This window comes from Kineococcus anabasis, from assembly GCF_054590795.1.
Genome location: NZ_BAAIHU010000002.1, coordinates 395,208 through 414,371 on the forward strand (window position 1 = coordinate 395,208; position 19,164 = coordinate 414,371).

16 protein-coding genes are annotated in these 19,164 nt (G+C 77.9%); 10 read left to right on the top strand and 6 right to left on the bottom strand.

Going from position 1 to position 19,164, the window contains the following annotated elements; genetic code table 11:
• Window positions 1-29 precede the first annotated feature (29 nt).
• On the top strand, window positions 30-638 hold the full coding sequence (locus tag ACYQBY_RS05280; protein WP_459642778.1) for a DUF3152 domain-containing protein: 609 nt from the start codon (window positions 30-32) through the stop codon (window positions 636-638).
• Here the strand turns inward: ACYQBY_RS05280 and ACYQBY_RS05285 are convergent.
• Together ACYQBY_RS05285 and ACYQBY_RS05290 are read right to left on the bottom strand one after the other, a co-directional pair.
• Window positions 635-1,408 carry a uridine kinase family protein gene (locus ACYQBY_RS05285; RefSeq protein WP_459642779.1) on the bottom strand — a complete coding sequence of 258 codons (774 nt, stop codon included), beginning with the start codon at window positions 1,406-1,408 and terminating at the stop codon, window positions 635-637. The two genes, ACYQBY_RS05280 and ACYQBY_RS05285, sit on opposite strands and share 4 nt — an antisense overlap.
• A 17-nt stretch (window positions 1,409-1,425) precedes the next feature.
• Window positions 1,426-1,947 (bottom strand): pyridoxamine 5'-phosphate oxidase family protein, encoded by a 522-nt coding sequence (locus tag ACYQBY_RS05290; RefSeq protein ID WP_459642780.1) that lies wholly within the window; start codon window positions 1,945-1,947, stop codon window positions 1,426-1,428.
• An 86-nt stretch (window positions 1,948-2,033) separates the two neighbouring features.
• Here ACYQBY_RS05290 and ACYQBY_RS05295 point away from each other — a divergent pair, with 86 nt between their 5' ends.
• The 6 genes from ACYQBY_RS05295 to ACYQBY_RS05320 all read left to right on the top strand — a co-directional run bounded on the left by ACYQBY_RS05295 (window position 2,034) and on the right by ACYQBY_RS05320 (window position 12,357).
• Window positions 2,034-2,396 (top strand): MGMT family protein, encoded by a 363-nt coding sequence (locus ACYQBY_RS05295; protein ID WP_459642781.1) that lies wholly within the window; start codon window positions 2,034-2,036, stop codon window positions 2,394-2,396.
• An 85-nt stretch (window positions 2,397-2,481) separates the two neighbouring features.
• Window positions 2,482-5,700, top strand: a complete 3,219-nt coding sequence (locus ACYQBY_RS05300) for an ATP-dependent helicase (protein ID WP_459642782.1) — start codon at window positions 2,482-2,484, stop codon at window positions 5,698-5,700.
• Complete coding sequence (locus ACYQBY_RS05305; protein WP_459642783.1) at window positions 5,697-9,095, top strand: ATP-dependent helicase; 3,399 nt, start codon at window positions 5,697-5,699, stop codon at window positions 9,093-9,095. The genes ACYQBY_RS05300 and ACYQBY_RS05305 overlap by 4 nt, the downstream gene beginning before the upstream one ends.
• A gap of 148 nt (window positions 9,096-9,243) precedes the next feature.
• Window positions 9,244-11,163 (top strand): ABC transporter ATP-binding protein, encoded by a 1,920-nt coding sequence (locus ACYQBY_RS05310; RefSeq protein WP_459642784.1) that lies wholly within the window; start codon window positions 9,244-9,246, stop codon window positions 11,161-11,163.
• A 44-nt stretch (window positions 11,164-11,207) separates the two neighbouring features.
• Window positions 11,208-11,891: an SDR family oxidoreductase gene (locus ACYQBY_RS05315; RefSeq protein WP_459642785.1), complete on the top strand. Its 684-nt coding sequence runs from the start codon at window positions 11,208-11,210 to the stop codon at window positions 11,889-11,891.
• A gap of 64 nt (window positions 11,892-11,955) precedes the next feature.
• A complete protein-coding gene (locus ACYQBY_RS05320) occupies window positions 11,956-12,357 on the top strand; it encodes an MmcQ/YjbR family DNA-binding protein (protein ID WP_459642786.1) in 402 nt (133 codons plus the stop codon).
• 5 nt (window positions 12,358-12,362) lie between these two features.
• Here ACYQBY_RS05320 and ACYQBY_RS05325 read toward each other — a convergent pair whose 3' ends face one another.
• Both ACYQBY_RS05325 and ACYQBY_RS05330 read right to left on the bottom strand, forming a co-directional pair.
• Window positions 12,363-13,148: an endonuclease/exonuclease/phosphatase family protein gene (locus tag ACYQBY_RS05325; protein WP_459643117.1), complete on the bottom strand. Its 786-nt coding sequence runs from the start codon at window positions 13,146-13,148 to the stop codon at window positions 12,363-12,365.
• Window positions 13,149-13,188: 40 nt separating this feature from the next.
• Complete coding sequence (locus ACYQBY_RS05330; RefSeq protein WP_459642787.1) at window positions 13,189-14,106, bottom strand: phosphotransferase; 918 nt, start codon at window positions 14,104-14,106, stop codon at window positions 13,189-13,191.
• A gap of 204 nt (window positions 14,107-14,310) precedes the next feature.
• Here ACYQBY_RS05330 and nudC point away from each other — a divergent pair, with 204 nt between their 5' ends.
• Entirely contained in the window at window positions 14,311-15,345 is a 1,035-nt protein-coding gene (nudC, locus tag ACYQBY_RS05335; RefSeq protein ID WP_459642788.1) for an NAD(+) diphosphatase, read from the top strand.
• Between the two features lie 22 nt (window positions 15,346-15,367).
• Here the strand turns inward: nudC and ACYQBY_RS05340 are convergent, their stop codons facing one another.
• Window positions 15,368-15,901 (bottom strand): nucleoside/nucleotide kinase family protein, encoded by a 534-nt coding sequence (locus ACYQBY_RS05340; RefSeq protein WP_459642789.1) that lies wholly within the window; start codon window positions 15,899-15,901, stop codon window positions 15,368-15,370.
• Window positions 15,902-16,035: 134 nt separating this feature from the next.
• Window positions 16,036-16,260 carry a mycoredoxin gene (locus tag ACYQBY_RS05345; RefSeq protein ID WP_459643118.1) on the bottom strand — a complete coding sequence of 75 codons (225 nt, stop codon included), beginning with the start codon at window positions 16,258-16,260 and terminating at the stop codon, window positions 16,036-16,038.
• A 162-nt stretch (window positions 16,261-16,422) separates the two neighbouring features.
• On the opposite strand from ACYQBY_RS05345, the gene ACYQBY_RS05350 reads away from it, so the two are divergent.
• Together ACYQBY_RS05350 and ACYQBY_RS05355 are read left to right on the top strand one after the other, a co-directional pair.
• Complete coding sequence (locus ACYQBY_RS05350; RefSeq protein ID WP_459642790.1) at window positions 16,423-18,546, top strand: ATP-dependent DNA helicase UvrD2; 2,124 nt, start codon at window positions 16,423-16,425, stop codon at window positions 18,544-18,546.
• 147 nt (window positions 18,547-18,693) lie between these two features.
• Complete coding sequence (locus ACYQBY_RS05355; RefSeq protein ID WP_459642791.1) at window positions 18,694-18,957, top strand: hypothetical protein; 264 nt, start codon at window positions 18,694-18,696, stop codon at window positions 18,955-18,957.
• Window positions 18,958-19,164: the final 207 nt, after the last annotated feature.

Below are 19,164 nucleotides of genomic sequence, written 5' to 3' on the forward strand. Positions count from 1 at the left end.
GTCCCGCGGCGCCGGTGGACGCGGCTCCGGTGGACGCAGCGCCGACGCCCGCGGCGCCTGAGGGCGCGGCGGGGGTCACCGACGCCGACCGGGCGGCCGGGGTGCGCACCCTCACCGTCGCCCAGAGCGCGTCCGGGGAGACGGACGTCGTGCCCGGCGGTTCCCCCGCCCCCGGTCCGGGACGCACCCGCACCGTGCGCGTCGAGGTCGAGCGCGGCCTCGACGTCGACCACCAGGCCTTCGCCGGGTTCGTCCTGGCCACCCTCAACGACCCCCGCGGCTGGGGCGTCGGGGACGGCGTCACCTTCGCCCGCACCGACGGCCCGGCCGACATCCGCCTCGTGCTCGCCAGCCCCGACACCTCCGCGCGCATGTGCCGCCCGCTGCGGACGTTCGGGAAGCTCTCCTGCCGCAACGGCGACCGGGTGATCCTCACGAACCACCGCTGGACCCTCGGCATGGACGGCTACGGCGAGGACCGCACCGGCTACCGGCAGTACCTCGTCAGCCACGAGGTCGGGCACGCCCTGGGGCACGGGCACGTCTCGTGCCCGGGGCCCGGCGAGCTCGCGCCGACGATGATGCAGCAGACCAAGGGCCTGGACGGCTGCCGGCCCAACCCCTGGCCGAACCCCTAGCGCGGTTCCCCGCCGGGACCCTCCCCGGAACCCTCGCCCGAGGCGCGGCCGGGCCACCCCAGCCCTGGTGCGCTCCCCGGGGCCACCACCACCTCGTGCCCGGGGTCGTGCGGCAGCACGGGAGTTCCGCAGACGGTGAGGACCGCGCGCTCCCAGGGCCGGTCCGCGGCCAGGAACGGGCGTTCCTCGGCCTCCCACTCCTCCCAGAACCCCACGTCGCCGCCGTCGCGCTCGATGCCCCGGCGCTCGGCCTCCGGCCGGTCCGACTGCACCCACACCACGGCGTCCAGCCACGGCGAGAACGCCCGCCGCCCGGAGCCCACGCCCTCCACCAGGAGCAGCCGCGCGCCCGCCGGGACCTCGATCGCGCCGGGGCGGGCGCGCTCGTCCCACGCCGGCGGGCGGAACGCGACGGCCTCGCCGCGGTGGACGGGGACCAGGACGCCGTCGACGAGCAGGTCCTCCCAGCCGAAGAACGAGACGTACCAGGCGATGTCGTCCGTGTGCACCACGGTGCTCCCCGGGACGGCGGCGGCCAGCCGCGCGGCGAAGGTGGACTTGCCGTTCGCGGAGCGCCCGTCGACGGCCACGACCGCGGGGCGGCCCGCGGGCTCGCCCACCACCGCGAGCAGCCACGCCGCCAGGTCGGTCAGCGCGTGCACCTGCCAGGGCCCCGCTTCCGGCTCCCCGTCCGGCAGCCGCATCGGTGCGGCCCCGCGCCCGTCCCCCGCCACGTCGTCCCCCGCCACGTCGTCCCCCGCGTTCCGCACGGCAGGAGCCTGCCGGGTCAGGTCCGCACGACCTCCCGCAGCCCCGCCCGCGGCGTCCACCACCGCACCAGCAGCCCGCTGCCGTCCGGCGCGATCGAGGTGTGCACCACGTCCGTCGGGTGCAGGCGGAACAGGTGGAACGGCCCCGGCACCGGCTCCTCCAGCGTGGCGGCGAACTCCGCCAGCTCCGCCGGGTCGGTCACCTCCACCGCCACCCCCGACAGCTTCGCGTCGCCGCCGGACATGGACCCGTCCCCGGTGTGGGCGTGCAGCGCGAAGCGCGGGTCGCGCAGCAGGTCGCGCGCCTTCGCCGAACCCGGCATCGACCCCAGCGCCAGGTCACCGCGCCACCGCGAGACCTCCGTGCCGCTGACGCGCGGGGAGCCGTCCCGGCGCAGCGTCGCGAGCACGTGGTGCTTGTGCGCACGGAGGCGGGCCTCCACCGCCGCGGCGAGGTCGGGGGCGGCGGCCTCGACCTGCGCCCAGGACGCGGGAGGGGGCCCGCCCGGAACGGCCGTGCCGCGGGTTGCGCTGCTCATGACGTCATCGTGGCGCGCGGCTCCGACAGCCCGCGGGTGCGCAGGCTCCGACGGCCCCCACGGGCGCGGGCTGGCACCCTGGAGGGGTGACAGCCCCGCCGGCGCCCAGCGGCGGCGGTGCGCTGCCCGGGCCGGTGGAGGACGTCCTCGACGTCGTCGCCGCGATCCCGCCGGGGTGCGTCCTCACCTACGGGGACGTGGGCGAGCTCGCCGGGGACGGGCACCGCCGGATCGGCCCGCGGTTCGTGGGGATGGTGCTGCGCCGCTACGGCGGCTCCGCGCCGTGGTGGCGGGTGCTGCGCGCCGACGGCAGCGCCGCCCCGCAGCTCGCGGGGGCCGCGGTCACCCGCTGGCGCGCCGAGGCCACACCCCTGCGCCGCACCGCTCCCGACCCGGCCGACGTGCGCGTCGACCTGGCCGCCGCCCGCTGGGACGGGGTGCCCCGGTGAGCGCCCGGGCGCGCCGCACCGCGCGTTCCGCGGCCCGCCCGCCGGGACCGGCGCGGTGTCGGAGGCACCTGGTCCCATGAGCGGCGTGAGACTGCAGCACACCGGCGCCCCCGCGGCCTCCGTCCCGCGGGTGCCCCGCCTGCGCCGGCGCGCCGGGACGCCCGCGACCGCGGTGGAGCCGGACCCCACCCAGCGGCAGGTCGTCGGCGCCCGCACCGGCAGCGGCCCCCTCGTGGTGCTCTCCGCGCCCGGTACGGGGGCGACCACGACGCTGGTGGAGGCGGTCGCCGCGCGCGTCGAGCGCGACGGGATCGACCCCGACCGCGTCCTGGTCCTGGCACCCTCCCGCAGGGCGGCGGGGCGCTTGCGCGACCGCATCACCGACCGGCTGCGCCGCACGATGGCCGAGCCCGCCGCGCGCACCCCGCAGTCCTACGCGTTCGGTCTGCTGCGCCGCGTGCGGGCTGCCGCGGGCGAGGCGCCGCCGCGCCTGATCACCGGTGCCGAGCAGGACCTCGTCCTGGCGGACCTGCTCCGCGGGCACCAGGAGGGCGCGGACCCCGGCTGGCCCGAGGACGTGCCGCGCGAGGCGTGGACGCTGCGCACGTTCCGCACCGAGCTGCGCGACCTGGTCATGCGCGCCACCGAGCGGGACGTCCCCCCGGCCGAGCTGGCGGAGCTGGGGCGCCGGCACGCGCGGCCGGAGTGGGTCGCCGCCGCCCGCACCATGCAGGAGTACCTCGACGTCAACGCGCTGGGGCGCGCGGACGGCTACGACCCCGCGGGCGTGGTCACCGAGGCCACCGCCCACCTGCAGGAGTCCGCCGAGCTGCTGCGCGCGGAGCGGGAGCGCTGGGCCCTGGTCGCCGTCGACGACGCCCACGACGTCTCCGAGGCCGGCTTCCGGCTGCTGGACGAGCTGTGCGGCGGCGGGCGCGACCTGCTGCTGTTCGCCGACCCCGACGCCGTCACCGAGGGTTTCCGCGGCGCCGACGCCCGCACCGTCGCGCTGCTGCCCGAGCGCTACCGCCGCGCGGACGGCCGGCCCGCGCCCACGGTCGTGCTGTCCACGTCCTGGCGGCAGCCGCCCGCGCTGCGCGCCGCGACCGGCCGGGTCGCGGTCCGCATCGGTGCCGTCGGCGGGGGCGGCCACCGCGCCCCGGTCCAGCCGGCGTCCCGTCCGCAGGGGGCGCCGGGCGCCGTCGGGGCCGTGGTGCTGTCCTCCCGGACCCAGGAGGCGGCCTGGGTGGCGCAGCGGTTGCGCGCCCGCCACCTCCTGCACGGGGTGCCGTGGGAGGAGATGGCCGTCCTGGTGCGCTCCGGCGGCTCCACGGAGGCCCTGCGGCGCGGCCTGGCCACCGCCGGGGTCCCCGTCACCGTGCCCCTCGCCGAGCTGCCCGTGCGGGACGAGCCCGCGGTGCGCCCGCTCTGCACGGCGCTGCGCGCGGTGCTGCAGCCGCAGAGCCTCACCGCCGAGACGGCCCGCGAGCTCGTCACCTCGCCGCTCGGCGGGGCCGACGTGGTCGGCCTGCGCCGGCTGCGGCAGGCCCTGCGCCGCGAGGAGCGCGCCGGTGGCGGCACCCGCTCCAGCGACGTGGTCCTCGCCGCCGTCCTCGCCGACCCGGTCGGGCTCGTGGCGCTGCCCGACCCCGCGCTGCGTCCCGCGCACCGGGTGGCGGCCGTCCTGCAGGCGGGCCGTGCCGCGGCCGCGGCACGCGGCGCCTCCGCCGAGACGGTGCTGTGGGCGATGTGGGAGGCCGGTGGCCTGGGGCCGCGCTGGCAGCGCACCGCCCTGGCCGGTGGCCGCGACGGCGCCCGCGCCGACCGCGACCTCGACGCCGTCGTGGCGCTGTTCGAGGCGGCGGGACGCTTCGTCGACCGCTTCCCCGGCAGCGGCAGCGCGCTGCGCTTCCTGGACCAGCTCCAGGCCGAGGAGGTGCCCACCGACACCCTCGCCGAGCGCGCCCCCGGCACCGGGGCGGTCACCCTCACCACCGCCCAGGGGGCCGTCGGCCGGGAGTGGGACGTCGTGGTCGTGGCCGGCGTGCAGGAGGGCGCGTGGCCCGACCTGCGCCTGCGCGGCTCCGTGCTCGGCTCCCAGGCGCTCGTCGACCTCCTCGCCGGTCGTGACGCCGACGGCCCGGGAGCCCGCCGTGCCGTGCTGGAGGACGAGCTGCGCCTCTTCCACGTCGCCGTCTCCCGCGCCCGCCGCGAGCTCGTCGTGACGTCCGTGCGCACCGAGGACGAGCGGCCCTCGCCGTTCCTGGACCTCGTCGACCCCCGCGGCGGGGACGAGGAGGGGGAGCGCCCCCTGGCGGAGGTGCCCCGCGCCGTCTCGCTGCCCGCGCTGGTGGCCCGGCTGCGGCAGGTGGTGTGCGCCCCGGCCGAGGTGGAGCCGCCCGTGCGGCGCGCGGCCGCGGCGGCGGTCCTGGCGAGGCTGGCCGACGCGGGGGTGCCGGGCGCGGACCCGGACGACTGGTACGGCGTGCCCTCGCTGTCCGACCCGCGCCCGCTGCGCGAAGCCGGTGAGCAGGTGGACGTCTCCCCCTCGCGGGTGGGGCTGTTCGAGCAGTGCCCGCTGCGCTGGCTGCTGGAGTCGGTGGGCGGCACCGGCGCCGACAGCGGCGGGCAGTCCCTGGGCAGCCTCGTGCACGCCGTGGCCGCCGAGGCGCCCGACGCCGGGGCCCACGAGCTGCGCGCCCGCCTCGACGAGCGCTGGCCCGAGCTCGGCTTCGCCCCCGGCTGGATCAGCGACGCCGCCCGCCGCCGCGCCGACCGCATGCTCGTCAAGCTCGCCGACTACACCCGCACCGCCGCCGCGCAGGGCCGCGAGCTCGTGGCCGTCGAGCAGGACTTCACCGTCGCGGTGGGCCGGGCCCGCCTGCGCGGGCGCGTGGACCGGCTGGAGCGCGACGCGGACGGGCGCCCGGTCGTCGTGGACCTCAAGACCGGCGCCGCCAAGCCCCGCAGGGACGAGCTGGCCCGCAACGCCCAGCTCGGCGTCTACCAGCTCGCCGCGGAGCAGGGCGGGTTCGAGGGACAGCCCGCCGCGACCGGCGGGGCGGCGCTCGTGCAGCTCGGCACGGCGGAGAAGTCCGTGGCCGTGCAGGCGCAGGCACCCCTGGGCGAGGACCCAGAGCCGCACTGGGTGCACGACCTGCTGGAGCGCACCGCCGAGGGCATGGCCGCGGACCGCTTCGACGCGGTCGCCGGGCCGCACTGCCGCACCTGCCCGGTGCGCAGCAGCTGCCCCGTGCAGGAGGAGGGCCGCAGCGTGCTCGACGGCGAGGGGGGCGCCCCGTGAGCGCCGCCGCGGCGCAGGCCCCGCGCGCGCTGCTGTCGGCCGCCGCGATCGCCGAGCGGCTGGAGCGGCCGCAGCCCACCCCCGAGCAGGCCGCCGTCATCGAGGCGCCCGTCGAGCCGCTCCTCGTCGTCGCCGGGGCCGGCTCCGGCAAGACGGAGACCATGGCGGCGCGGGTGGTCTGGCTCGTCGCCAACGGTCTCGTCGAGCCGGAGCAGGTCCTGGGCCTGACGTTCACCCGCAAGGCCGCCGGGGAGCTCACCGAGCGGGTGCGCCGTCGCCTGCGCACGCTGCGGGCCCGCGGCCTGGCCGGCTCCGGCGCGCACGACCTCGACGCGGGCGAGCCGACGATCGCCACGTACAACGGCTACGCCGCCTCCCTCGTGGCCGACCACGGGCTGCGCCTGGGCGTGGAGCCGCAGTCCGGTGTCCTCGGCGAGGCCGGTGCCTGGCAGCTGGCCACGGAGGTCGTGGAGGGCTGGCGCGGGGACCTCGGCGACGTCGACGCCTCCCCGGAGACGGTGACCCGCGCGGTGCTCGGCCTGTCCGGGCAGTGCGCCGAGCACCTGCTGGACCCGGCGGACCTCGCCGCGTGGAGCGACCGGGTCCTCGCCCACGTGGCGCGGCTGCCCCGCGACGACCGCAGCGTCGCCAAGCTCGGCGCCCGGGTGGCGGGGGAGCCCTACACCAAGGTGCGCGAGGTGCTGGCGAGCCTGCGCACCCGCCGGGCGCTGGTGCCGCTGGTGCAGGAGTACGCCCGGCGCAAGGCCGAGCGCGAGCAGCTCGACTTCGGCGACCAGATCCGGGTGGCCGCCCGCCTGGCGCAGGAGGTGCGCGTCGTCGGCGCGGGGGAGCGCACCCGCTTCCGCGTGGTCCTGCTGGACGAGTACCAGGACACCAGCCACGCCCAGCTCGTGCTGCTGCGCTCGCTCTTCGGCGGTGGGCACCCCGTCACCGCGGTGGGCGACCCCAACCAGTCGATCTACGGCTGGCGCGGGGCGAGCGCGGGGAACCTGCGCAGCTTCCCGGCGCACTTCCGCCGCGCCGACGGCACCCCGGCCGCGGTGGCCGCCCTGTCGACGTCGTGGCGCAACGACGAGGCGGTGCTGGCGGTGGCGAACGTCGTGGCCGCGCCCCTGCGGGAGGAGGCGGGCACGGTGCCGCGCCTGCGGGTGCGCCCCGGCGCCGGTCCCGGGGTGGTCCGGACCGCGTTCGTCGCGACCGTGGAGGAGGAGGCCGCGCACGTCGCCGCCCGCCTCGCGGAGGTGTGGGCGGTGGACACGGAGGCGCTGGCGCGGGGCCGGCGCACCGAGCGGCGCTCCACCGCGGTGCTGTGCCGCAAGCGCAGCCAGTTCGTGCCGCTGCAGCGGGCGCTGCGCGCCGCGGGCCTGCCGGTGCAGGTGGGCGGCCTGGGCGGGCTGCTGTCCACCCCGGAGGTCGCCGACCTCGTCTCCTGCCTGCACGTCCTGCACGACCCCGCGCGCGGTGACCACCTGGTGCGCCTGCTGACCGGTGCCCGCTGGCGCATCGGCGCGCGGGACCTGGAGGTGCTGGCGCGCTGGGCCGTGGAGCTGGACCGGCTGCGCCTGGCGCGCCCGGGCCGGGACGCCGACACCGTGCTGCCGGACACCTCCGACGGCGTCAGCGTCGTCGAGGCGCTGGACGTGCTGCCCCGGGGGGCGTGGGCGGCGCCGGGCGGGCGGGGTTTCTCCGCCGAGGGCAGGCGCCGGCTCGAGGCCCTCTCGCGCACCCTGCGCCACCTGCGCACCCGCACCCACTCCGCGCTGCCGGACCTGGTGGGAGAGGTCGAGCGGGCCCTGCTGCTGGACATCGAGGTCGCGGCCCGCCCGGGCAGCTCGCCCGGCTCGGACCGGGTCCACCTGGACGCCTTCGCCGACGCCGCCGCGTCCTTCGCGGCCACGGCGCAGCGGCCCACCCTCGGGGGGCTGCTGGCGTGGCTGGACGCCGCGCAGACCCGCGAGCGCGGCCTGGAGCCCGGAGCGGTGGAGGTCGACCCGCACGCGGTTCAGCTGCTGACGGTGCACGCCGGCAAGGGCCTGGAGTGGGACGTGGTCGCGGTGCCCGGCCTGGTGGAGGGCGTGTTCCCCGCAGCCTCGGACACCGCCCCGGGGTGGCTGAGCGACATCGGGGCGGTGCCGTTCCCGCTACGCGGGGACCGTGCGCACCTGCCGGTGTGGGGGCTGGGCGCGGCGGGCACGCAGAAGGAGCTGGACGTCTCCCGGGAGGAGTTCCGCGCGGCGTGCGGTGCGCACGAGGTCGCCGAGGAGCGCCGCCTGGCGTACGTGGCGTTCACCCGCGCCCGCGAGGAGCTGCTGCTGACGGGGGCGTGGTGGGACGAGCCGAACACCCCGCGGCAGCGCTCGCGGTTCCTGCAGGAGCTGCTGGAGGTGCCGGCGGCGCAGGTGCCCGGCCTGGTGAGCGTGCCGGCGGCCCCGCGGCCCGCGCCGGGGACCCCGAACCCGCGCACGGCGGAGCCCCAGCGCGTGGTGTGGCCGGTGGACCCGCTCGCGGCGCGGCGCGAGGAGGTCGAGCGGGGTGCGGCCGCGGTGCGCGCGGCGGTGTCCGCGGGCACCGCCACCGCCCCCGTGCCGGCCCCCGTGCCCGGCCCCGGGGTGGTGTCGTACCCCGGCGGTGGGGAGCACGGCGGCGACCGGGAGGCACCGGAGTGGGCGCTGCAGGCGGAGCTGCTGCTGACCGAGCAGGCCTCCTCCACCGCCGCGGAGGAGGTGCTGCTGCCCCCGCACCTGTCGGCCTCGCGGCTGGTGGCGCTGGCGGAGGACCCGGAGGCCCTCGCCCTGGCGCTGCGCCGGCCCATGCCCTCGGCGCCGCAGCCGGCGACGCGCCGGGGCACCGCCTTCCACGCCTGGCTGGAGCGCCGCTTCCGCGCAGGGGCCCTGCTGGACCTGGAGGAGATGCCCGGGGCGGCCGACGCCGACGCCGACCCGGACGCCGACTCCGGTTCGGCGCTGGCCGCCCTGCAGGCCAACTTCCTCGCCTCGCCGTGGGCCTCGCGCGACCCGGTGGCGGTGGAGGTCGCGGTGGAGACGCCCGTGGCGGGGGTCGTGGTCCGCGGCCGCATCGACGCCGTGTTCCGCTCCACCGGCGCCGACGGCACCGTGCACCACGACGTCGTGGACTGGAAGACGGGGCGCCCGCCCGAGGGGGAGCGCGCCCGGGCCCGCGACGTCCAGCTCGCGGTGTACCGCCTGGCGTGGTCGAGGCTGCACTCGGTCCCGGTGGAGCAGGTCAGCGCCGCGTTCTTCTACGCCTCCACGGGGGAGACGGTGCGTCCCGTGGACCTGCACGACGCCGCGGCGCTGGAGGCCCTCGTGGCGTCCGTGCCCGCGGCGGCGGGGACGGAGGTCGTGGTGCGCTGATCCCGCCGCCGGCCGGGAAGGCGGGAGCCCGCCGCCACGTTGACCTCCACCGCGGTCGAGGTCCTACCGTCCCCGGAGGGCGGACCCGTCCGGGGCCCGGCCCCGCGACCCGCTCCCCGCGCTCCTCCCCACGAACAGGCGGTCACCCATGGACATGCAGGGCACGGCCTGGCACTCGCTCTACAGCGTCATGCACGCCAAACAGGGCAGGCGGCCCATCTCCTGGGCCACCGTCCGCCGCATCGGCGGTTTCGCCGCCCCGCACCGCCGGCGCCTCGTCGCCTTCGTCCTGCTGAGCGTCGTGACCTCCGCCCTCGCGGTGGCGACACCGCTGCTCGCGGGTGACGTGGTGGACGCCATCGTCTCCGGCGCGGACGTGAGCCTCGTGGTGCGCTACTCGCTGCTGATCGCGGTCATCGCCCTGGTCGAGGCGGCCCTGGGCCTGCTGGCGCGCTGGCTGTCGGCGACCATCGGCGAGGGCCTCATCGAGCAGCTGCGCACCGCCGTGTTCGACCACGTGCAGCGCATGCCGATCGCGTTCTTCACCCGCACCCGCACCGGTGCCCTCGTCAGCCGCCTCAACTCCGACGTGATCGGCGCCCAGCGGGCCTTCGCCGGAACCCTGTCCGGGGTCGTGGGCAACGTCGTCACCCTCACCCTGACGCTGGCGACGATGCTGAGCATCTCCTGGCAGATCACCCTGCTGGCGCTGCTGCTGCTCCCCGTGTTCGTCCTGCCCGCCCGGGCGATGGGCAGCCGGCTGGCGCAGCTGGAGCGGGAGTCCGCCGGCCACAACGCGGCCATGAGCACCCAGATGACGGAGCGGTTCTCCGCTCCCGGCGCGACCCTGGTGAAGCTGTTCGGCCGCCCCCACGAGGAGTCCGCGGAGTTCGCGCGCCGGGTGCTGCGCGTCCGCGACATCGGGGTGCGCCGCGCCATGCTGCAGACGGTGTTCGTCACCGCGCTGACGACGGTCTCCGCGCTCGCCCTGGCCCTGGTGTACGGCCTCGGCGGTCTCTACGCGCTGCGCGGTGCGCTCGACGCCGGCGCGGTGGTGTCGCTGGCGCTGCTCATCACCCGCCTGTACGCCCCCCTCACCGCCCTGGCCAACGCCCGGGTGGAGGTGATGAGCGCGCTGGTCAGCTTCGAGCGGGTCTTCGAGATCCTCGACCTGGAGCCCCTCATCCGGGAGAAGCCGGACGCCGTGGCGGTCCCCGAGGGGCCGGTGGCGGTGGAGTTCGACGACGTGCGCTTCACCTACCCCACCGCCGACAAGGTGTCGCTGGCGTCCCTGGAGGACGTCGCGGTCCTCGACGACCGCGCGGGCGTGGAGGTGCTGCACGGGGTGTCGTTCCGCGCCGAGGCCGGCCGGCTCGTCGCGATCGTCGGCTCCTCCGGGGCGGGCAAGTCCACCATCGCCCAGCTCCTGGCGCGCCTGTACGACGTCGACTCCGGTGCGGTGCGCCTGGGCGGCGTGGACGTGCGGGACCTCACCGCCGAGTCGATCCGCCGCACCCTCGGCGTGGTCACCCAGGACGGGCACCTGTTCCACGAGTCGCTGCGCGCGAACCTGCTGCTGGCCGCCCCGGACGCCGACGAGGAGGAGCTGTGGGACGCGCTGCGCCGCGCCAGGATGGCCGACCTCGTCGCGGACCTGCCCGAGGGGCTCGACACCGTCGTGGGGGAGCGGGGCTACCGGTTCTCCGGCGGGGAGCGCCAGCGCCTGACCATCGCGCGGCTGCTGCTGGCGCACCCGCGGGTGGTGGTGCTCGACGAGGCCACCGCCCACCTGGACTCCACGTCGGAGGCCGCCGTGCAGGAGGCGCTGGGCGAGGCCCTCGCGGGGCGCACGGCCGTCGTCATCGCCCACCGGCTCTCCACGGTCCGCTCCGCCGACCTCATCCTCGTCGTGGAGGCCGGGCGGGTCGTCGAGCGCGGCACCCACGGCGAGCTGCTCGCCGCGGACGGGCGGTACGCGGAGCTGTACCGCACCCAGTTCGAGGGGGCCCGCGCCGGTGCCACCGCCGCGGCGCTGCCCGAACAGGCGCCCGCCGAGGCCGGGGCGTGAGGGGGGAGGCCCCCACCGCCGACCCGGCCCCCGGAGTCCTCCTGGTGACCGGTGCCTCCGCCGGCATCGGGGCGGCCACCGCCCGGCTCGCCGCCGCGCGCGGGTGGCGGCTCGTGCTCGCCGCACGCCGCGCCGGGCACCTGCGGGCGCTCGCGGCGGACCTCGGCGGCCCGGCCGTCGCCGTCGCCGTGCCGTGCGACGTCGCGGACGAGGACGCCGTCGCGGCCCTGCCGGGCGCCGCCCTGGAGGCGTTCGGGCGGCTCGACGCGGCCTTCGCCAACGCGGGCGTCTTCGCCCCCACGTCCTTCCTGCACGGCACCGGGACCCCGGCGCAGTGGCGCGAGATGGTGCTCACGAACGTCCTGGGCACCGCGCTGCTCGCCCGGGCCGTCCTGCCGCACCTCGTGGCCTCCCGCGGGCACCTGCTGCTGACCGGCTCGGTCGCGGGGAGGGTGACGGTGCCGGGGCAGCTGTACTCGGCGACGAAGTGGGCGGTGACGGCGGTGGCGCAGTCCGTCCGCGCCGAGGTCGTCGGCACCGGGGTGCGGGTGACGCTCGTGCAGCCGGGTCTGGTCGAGGCGGGGACCGCGGCGCCGGGGCGGGAGGACGAGCCGAGGCTCGCCCCGCCCGACGTGGCCCGCGCCGTGCTGTTCGCGCTGGAGCAGCCCGCGCACGTGGACGTCGGCGAGGTCGTCGTGCGCCCCACCGGCCAGCGCCCCGACCGCTGAGGAACCCCGGCCGGTGGTGGGCCGGCCCGTGACAGGCACCGGTCCGGCCAGCACACTGGTGGCCGTGCCGGTCAGCGGGCGGGACGTCAGCGGGCGAGGGGTCGACGAGGACGACGTGCGGGCCGTGGCGCTCGCCCTGCCCGCGACCGCGGAACGCGTCTCGTGGGGCACGCCCGCGTTCTTCGTGAAGGACAGGCTTCTCGCCCGCGTCCACGAGCGTCCCGCCACCCTCGTGGTCCCGGTGGCGGACCTGACGGAGAAGGAGGCGCTCCTCGCCGCCGACCCGCGGGTGTTCTCCACCACCGCCCACTACGACGGCAAGCCCTACGTCCTCGTCGCCCTCGACGCCGTCACCGCGGAGGAGCTGCGCGAGCTCCTCACCGACGCCTGGCGCGCCCGCGCCCCCCGCACGCTCGTGCGCCGGCACGCGCAGGACGGAGAACCCCCTGCGCCCCGCCCGGTGTGAGGAGCTCAGCCCAGCTCCACGACGAGGGCCCGGTGGTCGCTGACGGGCAGTTCCACCGCCCGCACGTCCCGCACGGGTGGCACGGGGTCGGCGGCCAGGGCGTGGTCGAGCTGCAGCCGCGGCGCCCCCACCGGGAACGTCGCGACCTCCGCCAGCCGGTGCCACCCGCTCACCAGGGCCGGCAGCGGGCCGGGCAGGTTCAGGTCGCCCAGCAGGACCACCGGCCCCGGCAGCCCGGCCGTCCAGCGGCACACCTCGCGCAGCTGCGCCACGGCACGGGCCGGGGAGAACGACAGGTGGGTGGAGACGACCGTCACCGCTCCGCCCGGGGCGGCGACCACCGCCGCGAGCGCCACCCGCGGCTCGTCCGGCACGAGCAGCACCCGCCGTCCCGAACCGGGTGGCAGCGGCAGCGGCAGCACCGCCCGGCCGGGGGCCAGCCGCAGCTCGTGCCAGGAGAGCACCGGGTACCGGCTGAGCAGCGCCACCCCGTAGAGCGGCCCGCCGGCAGGCTCTGCGCCCGTGGCGGCGGTGAAGTCCTCGCGCCGGCCGGGGACCCCGCTCAGCGCCGCCGCGAACCGGTGCTCCCAGGGGGAGCCGTCCGCCGCCGAGCACGCCGCGGCCGCCAGCGCCGCCTGGTCCGCCCGGCCCGAGCGCTCCTGGCCGGCGTCGACCTCCTGCAGCGCCAGCACGTCCACCCCGAGCGCCGCCGCGCACGCCGCGAGGGCGCCGTTGCGGACCCGCCCGTCCGGCCCGCGGCCCGACGCGGCGTTCCACGTGGCCAGGCGCAGCGGGGCGGGGCTCACCGGCCGCTCCGGCACAGAGCCGCGCTCAGGGCGCCAGCGGGACGGCGTCGGCGTGCTCGTCGAGGTCGAGGAGCATCCGCCGCGCGTCGTCCACGATCGCGTCGTCGTCGAGCCGGACGCCCAGCAGCAGCCAGCGCGCCAGCGCCAGCTCCCCGGCCAGGCGCGCCCGCGTCAGCAGGTTCGGGTCGGGCGCCTCGCCGCGGGCGTGGGCGTACGCCTCGAGCACGGACTCCAGCGCGTCGGCGTCGGCGCCGACCGCCAGCCACGCGAAGTCGTCGGCGGGGTCGGCGACCTTCGCCTCCGTCCAGCCCTGCACGGCCACCACGGACGTGCCGTCGGTCAGGACGTGGTCACCCATGAGGTCCCCGTGGACGGCCAGCGGCACGAAGCGCCAGCGGGGCACGTCCTCCATGAGGACCTCCCAGCGCGTCAGCAGCCGCGGGGGGACGTGACCGGTGGCGGCGGCGCGGTCCAGCTCCGACAGCCGCCGCAGCCGGTACTCCTCCGGCTCGTAGACGGGGGTCCCGGCGTCCGCGAGCACCGCCGGGTCCAGGGAGTGGACCGCCGCGAGCGCCGCGCCCAGGGCCGCCGCGAGCCCCGGGCCGGGCTGCAGGTCCTCCGGCTGCAGGGGGGAGCCGGGCAGCCTGCGGTGCACGAGGCAGCGGCCCCCCTCCGGGAGGTCACCGGTGCCCTCGTGGACGGGGACCGCGAACGGGAAGCGGCCCGCGAGCCGGCGCAGCAGCTGCAGCTCGGCGTCGAGCGCGGCGCCCGCGGCGGCCCGGGCCGGGGCCCGCACGACCCAGTGCCGGCCCTCGGTGTCGAGCAGCACCGCCACGTCGAAGTCGCCGCCGTCGCCGTCGCCCGACCCGGCCGCCACGACGTCGAGGCCGCGGACGGCGGCTGTCGCGAGGGCTGCGAGGGCGAGCGGGGAACGGTGCGGCACGCCCCCACGGTATTGGGCCGCGCAACCCGCGCGGGGCCGCCGTGGCGGATGTCGTCGTGCACCCGGGGCGCGGGGGCGCGCCCGGACCCCTCGCCCGGCCGTCGCCTCCCCGTCGCCTCCCCGTCGCCCCGGCGTCCCGCGGGCACCCGGGCCCCGCCCGCGGCGGTGGTGCCCGCCCGGTGCGCGCTGTCTAGGGTTCGGGGCGTGGACGACCTCCGGCCCGACCGCTTCGCCGACCGCCCGGCCGACAGGGCCCCAGAACCCGCGCCGATGCCCGGGCCGCCGCTGCGGGGGCTCGCGCTGTCCCGGCACGCGCTGGACCGCAGCGCCCACCGGCGCGCCGAGCCCGGTCTGCTGGAGGAGCTGTGGGCGCGGCAGGACACCCGGGTGCTGGAGGTGCGGGCCGGGCGCGCCCCGGTCTCCCCGGGACCGGCGGGGACCCGGCTGGTGCTGCGGGCGCCCTCGCAGGTGAGCGCCGGCGAGGACGACCTGCGGCTGTACCTGGGCGGCGACGCCCGCACCGAGTACGTGGCCCTCGTCTCCGCCGACGAGCCGCCCGAGGACGGCGCGGCGCCGGAGGAGGACGGCGCGCAGGTGCGCTGGTGGGGGCTGCGCCAGGCCGGTGTCCTGCTCGACGACCGCGACGCGGGGATGCTCACCGAGGCCGTGGCGATGGGCAACTGGCACGCGGTGACGCGCTTCTCCCCCCGCACGGGCAACCCGCTGCGCCCGGCGTCCGGGGGCTGGGTGAAGGTGGACGTCGAGGACGGCACCCAGCACTTCCCGCGCACCGACGCCGCCGTGATCATGGGGGTGCTCGACCCGGACGACCGGCTGCTCCTCGGGCACCAGGCGGTGTGGCCGGAGAACCGCTGGTCGGTCCTGGCGGGTTTCGTGGAGCCGGGGGAGTCCTTCGAGGCCACGGTGCGGCGCGAGGCGTCCGAGGAGGCCGGCGTCGTGATCGGGCACCGCGCCGAGGACGTCGTCTACCTGGGCAGCCAGCCCTGGCCGTTCCCCGCCTCGATCATGGTGGCGTTCGTGGCGCGCGCCGTCTCCACCGCCCTGGCGGTCGACGGGGAGGAGATCGAGGTGGCGCGCTGGTTCTCCCGCGCGGAGCTGGCCGAGGAGGTTGCCGCGGGCAGGGTCCTGGCGCCGACCCCGCTGTCGATCGCGCGGCGCATCATCGAGGCCTGGTACGGCGGGCCGCTGCCGGAACCGGAGGACGGCCCGCGCTGGTGAGCCGCGCGCTCGTGCGCGGCGTTCAGCCCCGGAGCACGAGCGCGGGGTGGCGGGGGTCCTCGAAGCGCAGGACCGCGGCGGCCGCCGCCTCGGGGGAGACCTCGGCGCAGTACCGGTGCCAGGCGCCGAGCACCTGCCCGGTCTGCCCCTCGGGCACGCGCCGGCGCACCGCGGCGTCGGAGGTGCGCAGGTGCACCACGGCGTCGAGGGCGCCGTCCAGCTCCGGGCGCAGCAGGAACGGCCCGTCGAGGACGACGACGGTGCCGGGCGCGGCCCGCACGCGGGCGGCGCGGCTGGCGCGGTCGCGCCCGGCGTCCCACAGCGACGGCAGCCACGTCCCCGGCCCACCGGGGCCCATCGTGTCCAGCACCTCCCGGCGCAGCCCCGCCACGTCCGTCCAGAGGTCGTAGTACGAGTCCGGGTCGTCGCGGCCGTGCTCCAGGCGCAGCGAGCGGGCGCGCCAGAACCCGCGCCAGCTCACGCGCGCCACGGGGCGCCCGGTCGCGGCCAGCGCGTCGGCCACGAACCCGGCCAGCCACGCGGTGTCGGCGTCCACGGCCCCGTCCACGCCGACCCGCGCGGCCCCGCTGAGCGAGGCGGCCCAGCGGTGGGCGAACGCCTCCGGCGTCGTCGGCTCGAAGCGGCCTGCGCCGGACCCGGGGGTCCGGGCGGGGCCGCGGGCGGGGCGGCTCAGCCGGCCAGCCGCTGCTTGACCTGGGCCAGCGACGGGTTCGTCGCCGCCGAGCCGTCCGGGAAGAGCAGCGTGGGCACCGTCTGGTTGCCGCCGTTGACCTGCATGACGAAGTCCGCGGCCTCGGGGTGGTCCTCGATGTCGACCACGGAGTAGGGGATGCCCTCGCGGTCCATCTGCGACTTCAGGCGGTGGCAGTAACCGCACCACGTGGTCGAGAACATGGTCACGGTGCCTGCGGCGGGAGCCTGCACGGCGCTCTCCTTCTGCTCGCTCCTGTGCACCCGCCACCGGGGTGCGCGGGCCCTGTGGACGGGCCCCTCCGGGGCAACTCTCGCACTCGCCGCGCTCTTCCCGTCGGTGCCGCCTGCCACACTGGCCCGGCCATGGCTGAGACGACCACCGCCCCCGCCGCAGGACGCCCCCCGACCGCGGACGGCGTCCTCGAGGGGCTCGACCCCGAGCAGCGCCAGGTCGCCACCACCCTGTCGGGGCCGGTGTGCGTGCTGGCGGGCGCCGGCACGGGCAAGACCCGGGCCATCACCCACCGCATCGCCTACGGCGTGCACAGCGGTGCCCTCGTGCCCCAGCGGGTCCTAGCGGTCACCTTCACCGCCCGCGCCGCGGGGGAGATGCGCACCCGCCTGCGCGACCTCGGCGTCTCCGGGGTGCAGGCGCGCACCTTCCACGCGGCGGCGCTGCGGCAGCTGCAGTTCTTCTGGCCGCAGGCCATCGGCGGCACGCTGCCCTCGATCGCCGAGCACAAGGCCCCCCTCGTGGCCGACGCCTGCTCACGCCTGCGCCTGCAGGCCGACCGCGCCCGCGTGCGGGACCTGTCGGCGGAGGTGGAGTGGGCCAAGGTCATGCTCGTCGACGTCGACGACTACGTGCGGCAGGCCGCCCAGCGGGGCCGCGGGGAGCCGGGCGGCCTGGACCTGGCCGCCGTCGCCCGCGTCCTGCGGACCTACGAGGACGTCAAGGCCGACCGCGGCGTCATCGACTTCGAGGACGTCCTGCTGCTGACCGTGGGCATCCTCGACGAGCGGCCGGACGTGGCCGCCGCCGTCCGCCAGCAGTACCGCTCCTTCGTGGTCGACGAGTACCAGGACGTCTCCCCCCTGCAGCAGCGCCTGCTGGACCTGTGGGTGGGCGGGCGCGAGGACCTGTGCGTCGTCGGGGACGCCAGCCAGACCATCTACTCCTTCGCGGGCGCCACGCCGGAGCACCTGCTGGAGTTCCCGCGCCGGCACCCCGGCACCACGGTCGTCAAGCTCGTGCGCGACTACCGCTCCACCCCGCAGGTCGTCGCCCTGGCCAACGGCGTCCTGGCGCAGGCGAGCGGCGCGCACGCCCGCGCCCGGCTGGAGCTCATCGCGCAGCGGCCCCCGGGGCCGGCGCCCACCTTCACCGGCTACGACGACGACGTGGCCGAGGCCACCGGGATCGCCGCCCGCATCGCCGCGGCCGTGCGCGCCGGGCGGCCCGCCCGGGAGATCGCCGTCCTGTTCCGCACCAACGGGCAGTCGCAGGCGCTGGAGCAGGCCCTGGCCGACGCGGGCGTCCCGTACGTCCTGCGCGGCGGGGAGCGGTTCTTCTCCCGCCGCGAGGTCCGCGACGCGGTGCTGCTCCTGCGGGGCGCCGCCCGCGCCCAGGCCCCGGGCAGCTCCCTGGGGGAGGAGGTGCGCGCGGTGCTGTCCTCGGCGGGGTGGTCGGAGCGGGCGCCGGGCGCGACGGGGGCGGTGCGCGACCGCTGGGAGTCCCTGCAGGCGCTCGTGGTCCTCGCCGACGACCTCGCCGCCAAGCGTCCCGGCGCCGACCTCGCGGAGCTGGTGACCGAGTTGGACGAGCGCGCCTCCGCCCAGCACGCCCCCACCGTGGACGGCGTGACCCTGGCCTCGCTGCACGCCGCCAAGGGCCTGGAGTGGGACGTCGTGCACCTGGTGGGGGTCTCCGAGGGCCTGCTGCCCATCTCCTTCGCCGACTCCGCCGAGGACGTGGAGGAGGAGCGGCGCCTGCTCTACGTCGGTGTCACCCGCGCCCGCGAGGAGATCCACCTGTCGTGGGCCTCCGCCCGCACCCCCGGCGCCCGGGCCTCCCGCTCCCCGTCGCGGTTCCTCGACGCCGTGCTGCCCGGGGCCGGGGTGTCCGCGCCGGGCAGGCGCACGGCCGCGGCCGGCGGGTCGGCCAGGGCGCGCACGAAGACCCCGGCGCGCTGCCGCACCTGCCAGACGCTGCTGTCCTCCGGTGCCGAGCGCAAGCTCGGCCGCTGCGAGAACTGCCCGCCCACCTACGACGAGGCGGTGTTCGAGCGGCTGCGCACCTGGCGCAGCGGGGTCGCCAAGGAGGCCTCCGTGCCGGCGTACGTGGTGTTCACCGACGCCACGCTGACGGCCATCGCGGAGACCGCCCCCGCTGACCTCGCGGCCCTCGGCCGGGTCGCCGGCGTGGGGCCGGCCAAGATCGAGCGCTACGGGCAGCAGGTGCTCGACCTGCTCTCGGCGTCGGACTGACTGCGGCGCAACGCCTCTCGCCACCCGCGGCGGTGTCCGCGGAAGGCGCGCCGTAAATAGCGTTGTAACGGCTCCCGCGTTGGGTCTAGCCTCGACGTCATCGCTTCGCGCGCCTCGCGCGGTGCCGCACCGGAAGGAGGGGTCCCCGTGGACATCATGACCATGCCGGGCGGCACCTCCTCCGCTGCCGCCGATCTGTCGTTCCTGCGCGCCCGCGTTCCCGCGACCACCCTCGCCCCCACCGGGGGAGAAGTGCGTCCGCTGAACGTCTCCGGGCGTACGCAGGCGACCACCCTCATCGGTACCTGGGGACGGGTGCGTCCGCTGCACGCCCGTTACGGCAGCCACACGGTCACCTCCTTCCCCAAGCCCTCCTCGGGCACCCGTCTCTCTCGGGGCGCTCCGGTCTAGCACCAGCTGACCGGAGCCCCCAGAGGCCGCGGACCCGAGACACCGGGTCCGCGGCCTCTGGCGTTTCCGCGGACCTGGCGGCACCACCGCACCACCGCCAGCAGCACCCGCAGGAACCGGCACCCGAGAAGGCGACGACAGCGATGACGGCCACGGCCACCACCCACCCTCCCCATCGACGCGCGGCCGCGCACGGCAGCACCTGCA

Excerpts from the sequence above, each read along its gene's own strand:
- ACYQBY_RS05290 (WP_459642780.1), bottom strand. The coding sequence starts at position 1,947 with ATGAGCAGCGCAACCCGCGGCACGGCCGTTCCGGGCGGGCCCCCTCCC.
- ACYQBY_RS05310 (WP_459642784.1), top strand. The coding sequence starts at position 9,244 with ATGGACATGCAGGGCACGGCCTGGCACTCGCTCTACAGCGTCATGCAC.
- ACYQBY_RS05345 (WP_459643118.1), bottom strand. The coding sequence starts at position 16,260 with ATGTTCTCGACCACGTGGTGCGGTTACTGCCACCGCCTGAAGTCGCAG.
- ACYQBY_RS05350 (WP_459642790.1), top strand. The coding sequence starts at position 16,423 with ATGGCTGAGACGACCACCGCCCCCGCCGCAGGACGCCCCCCGACCGCG.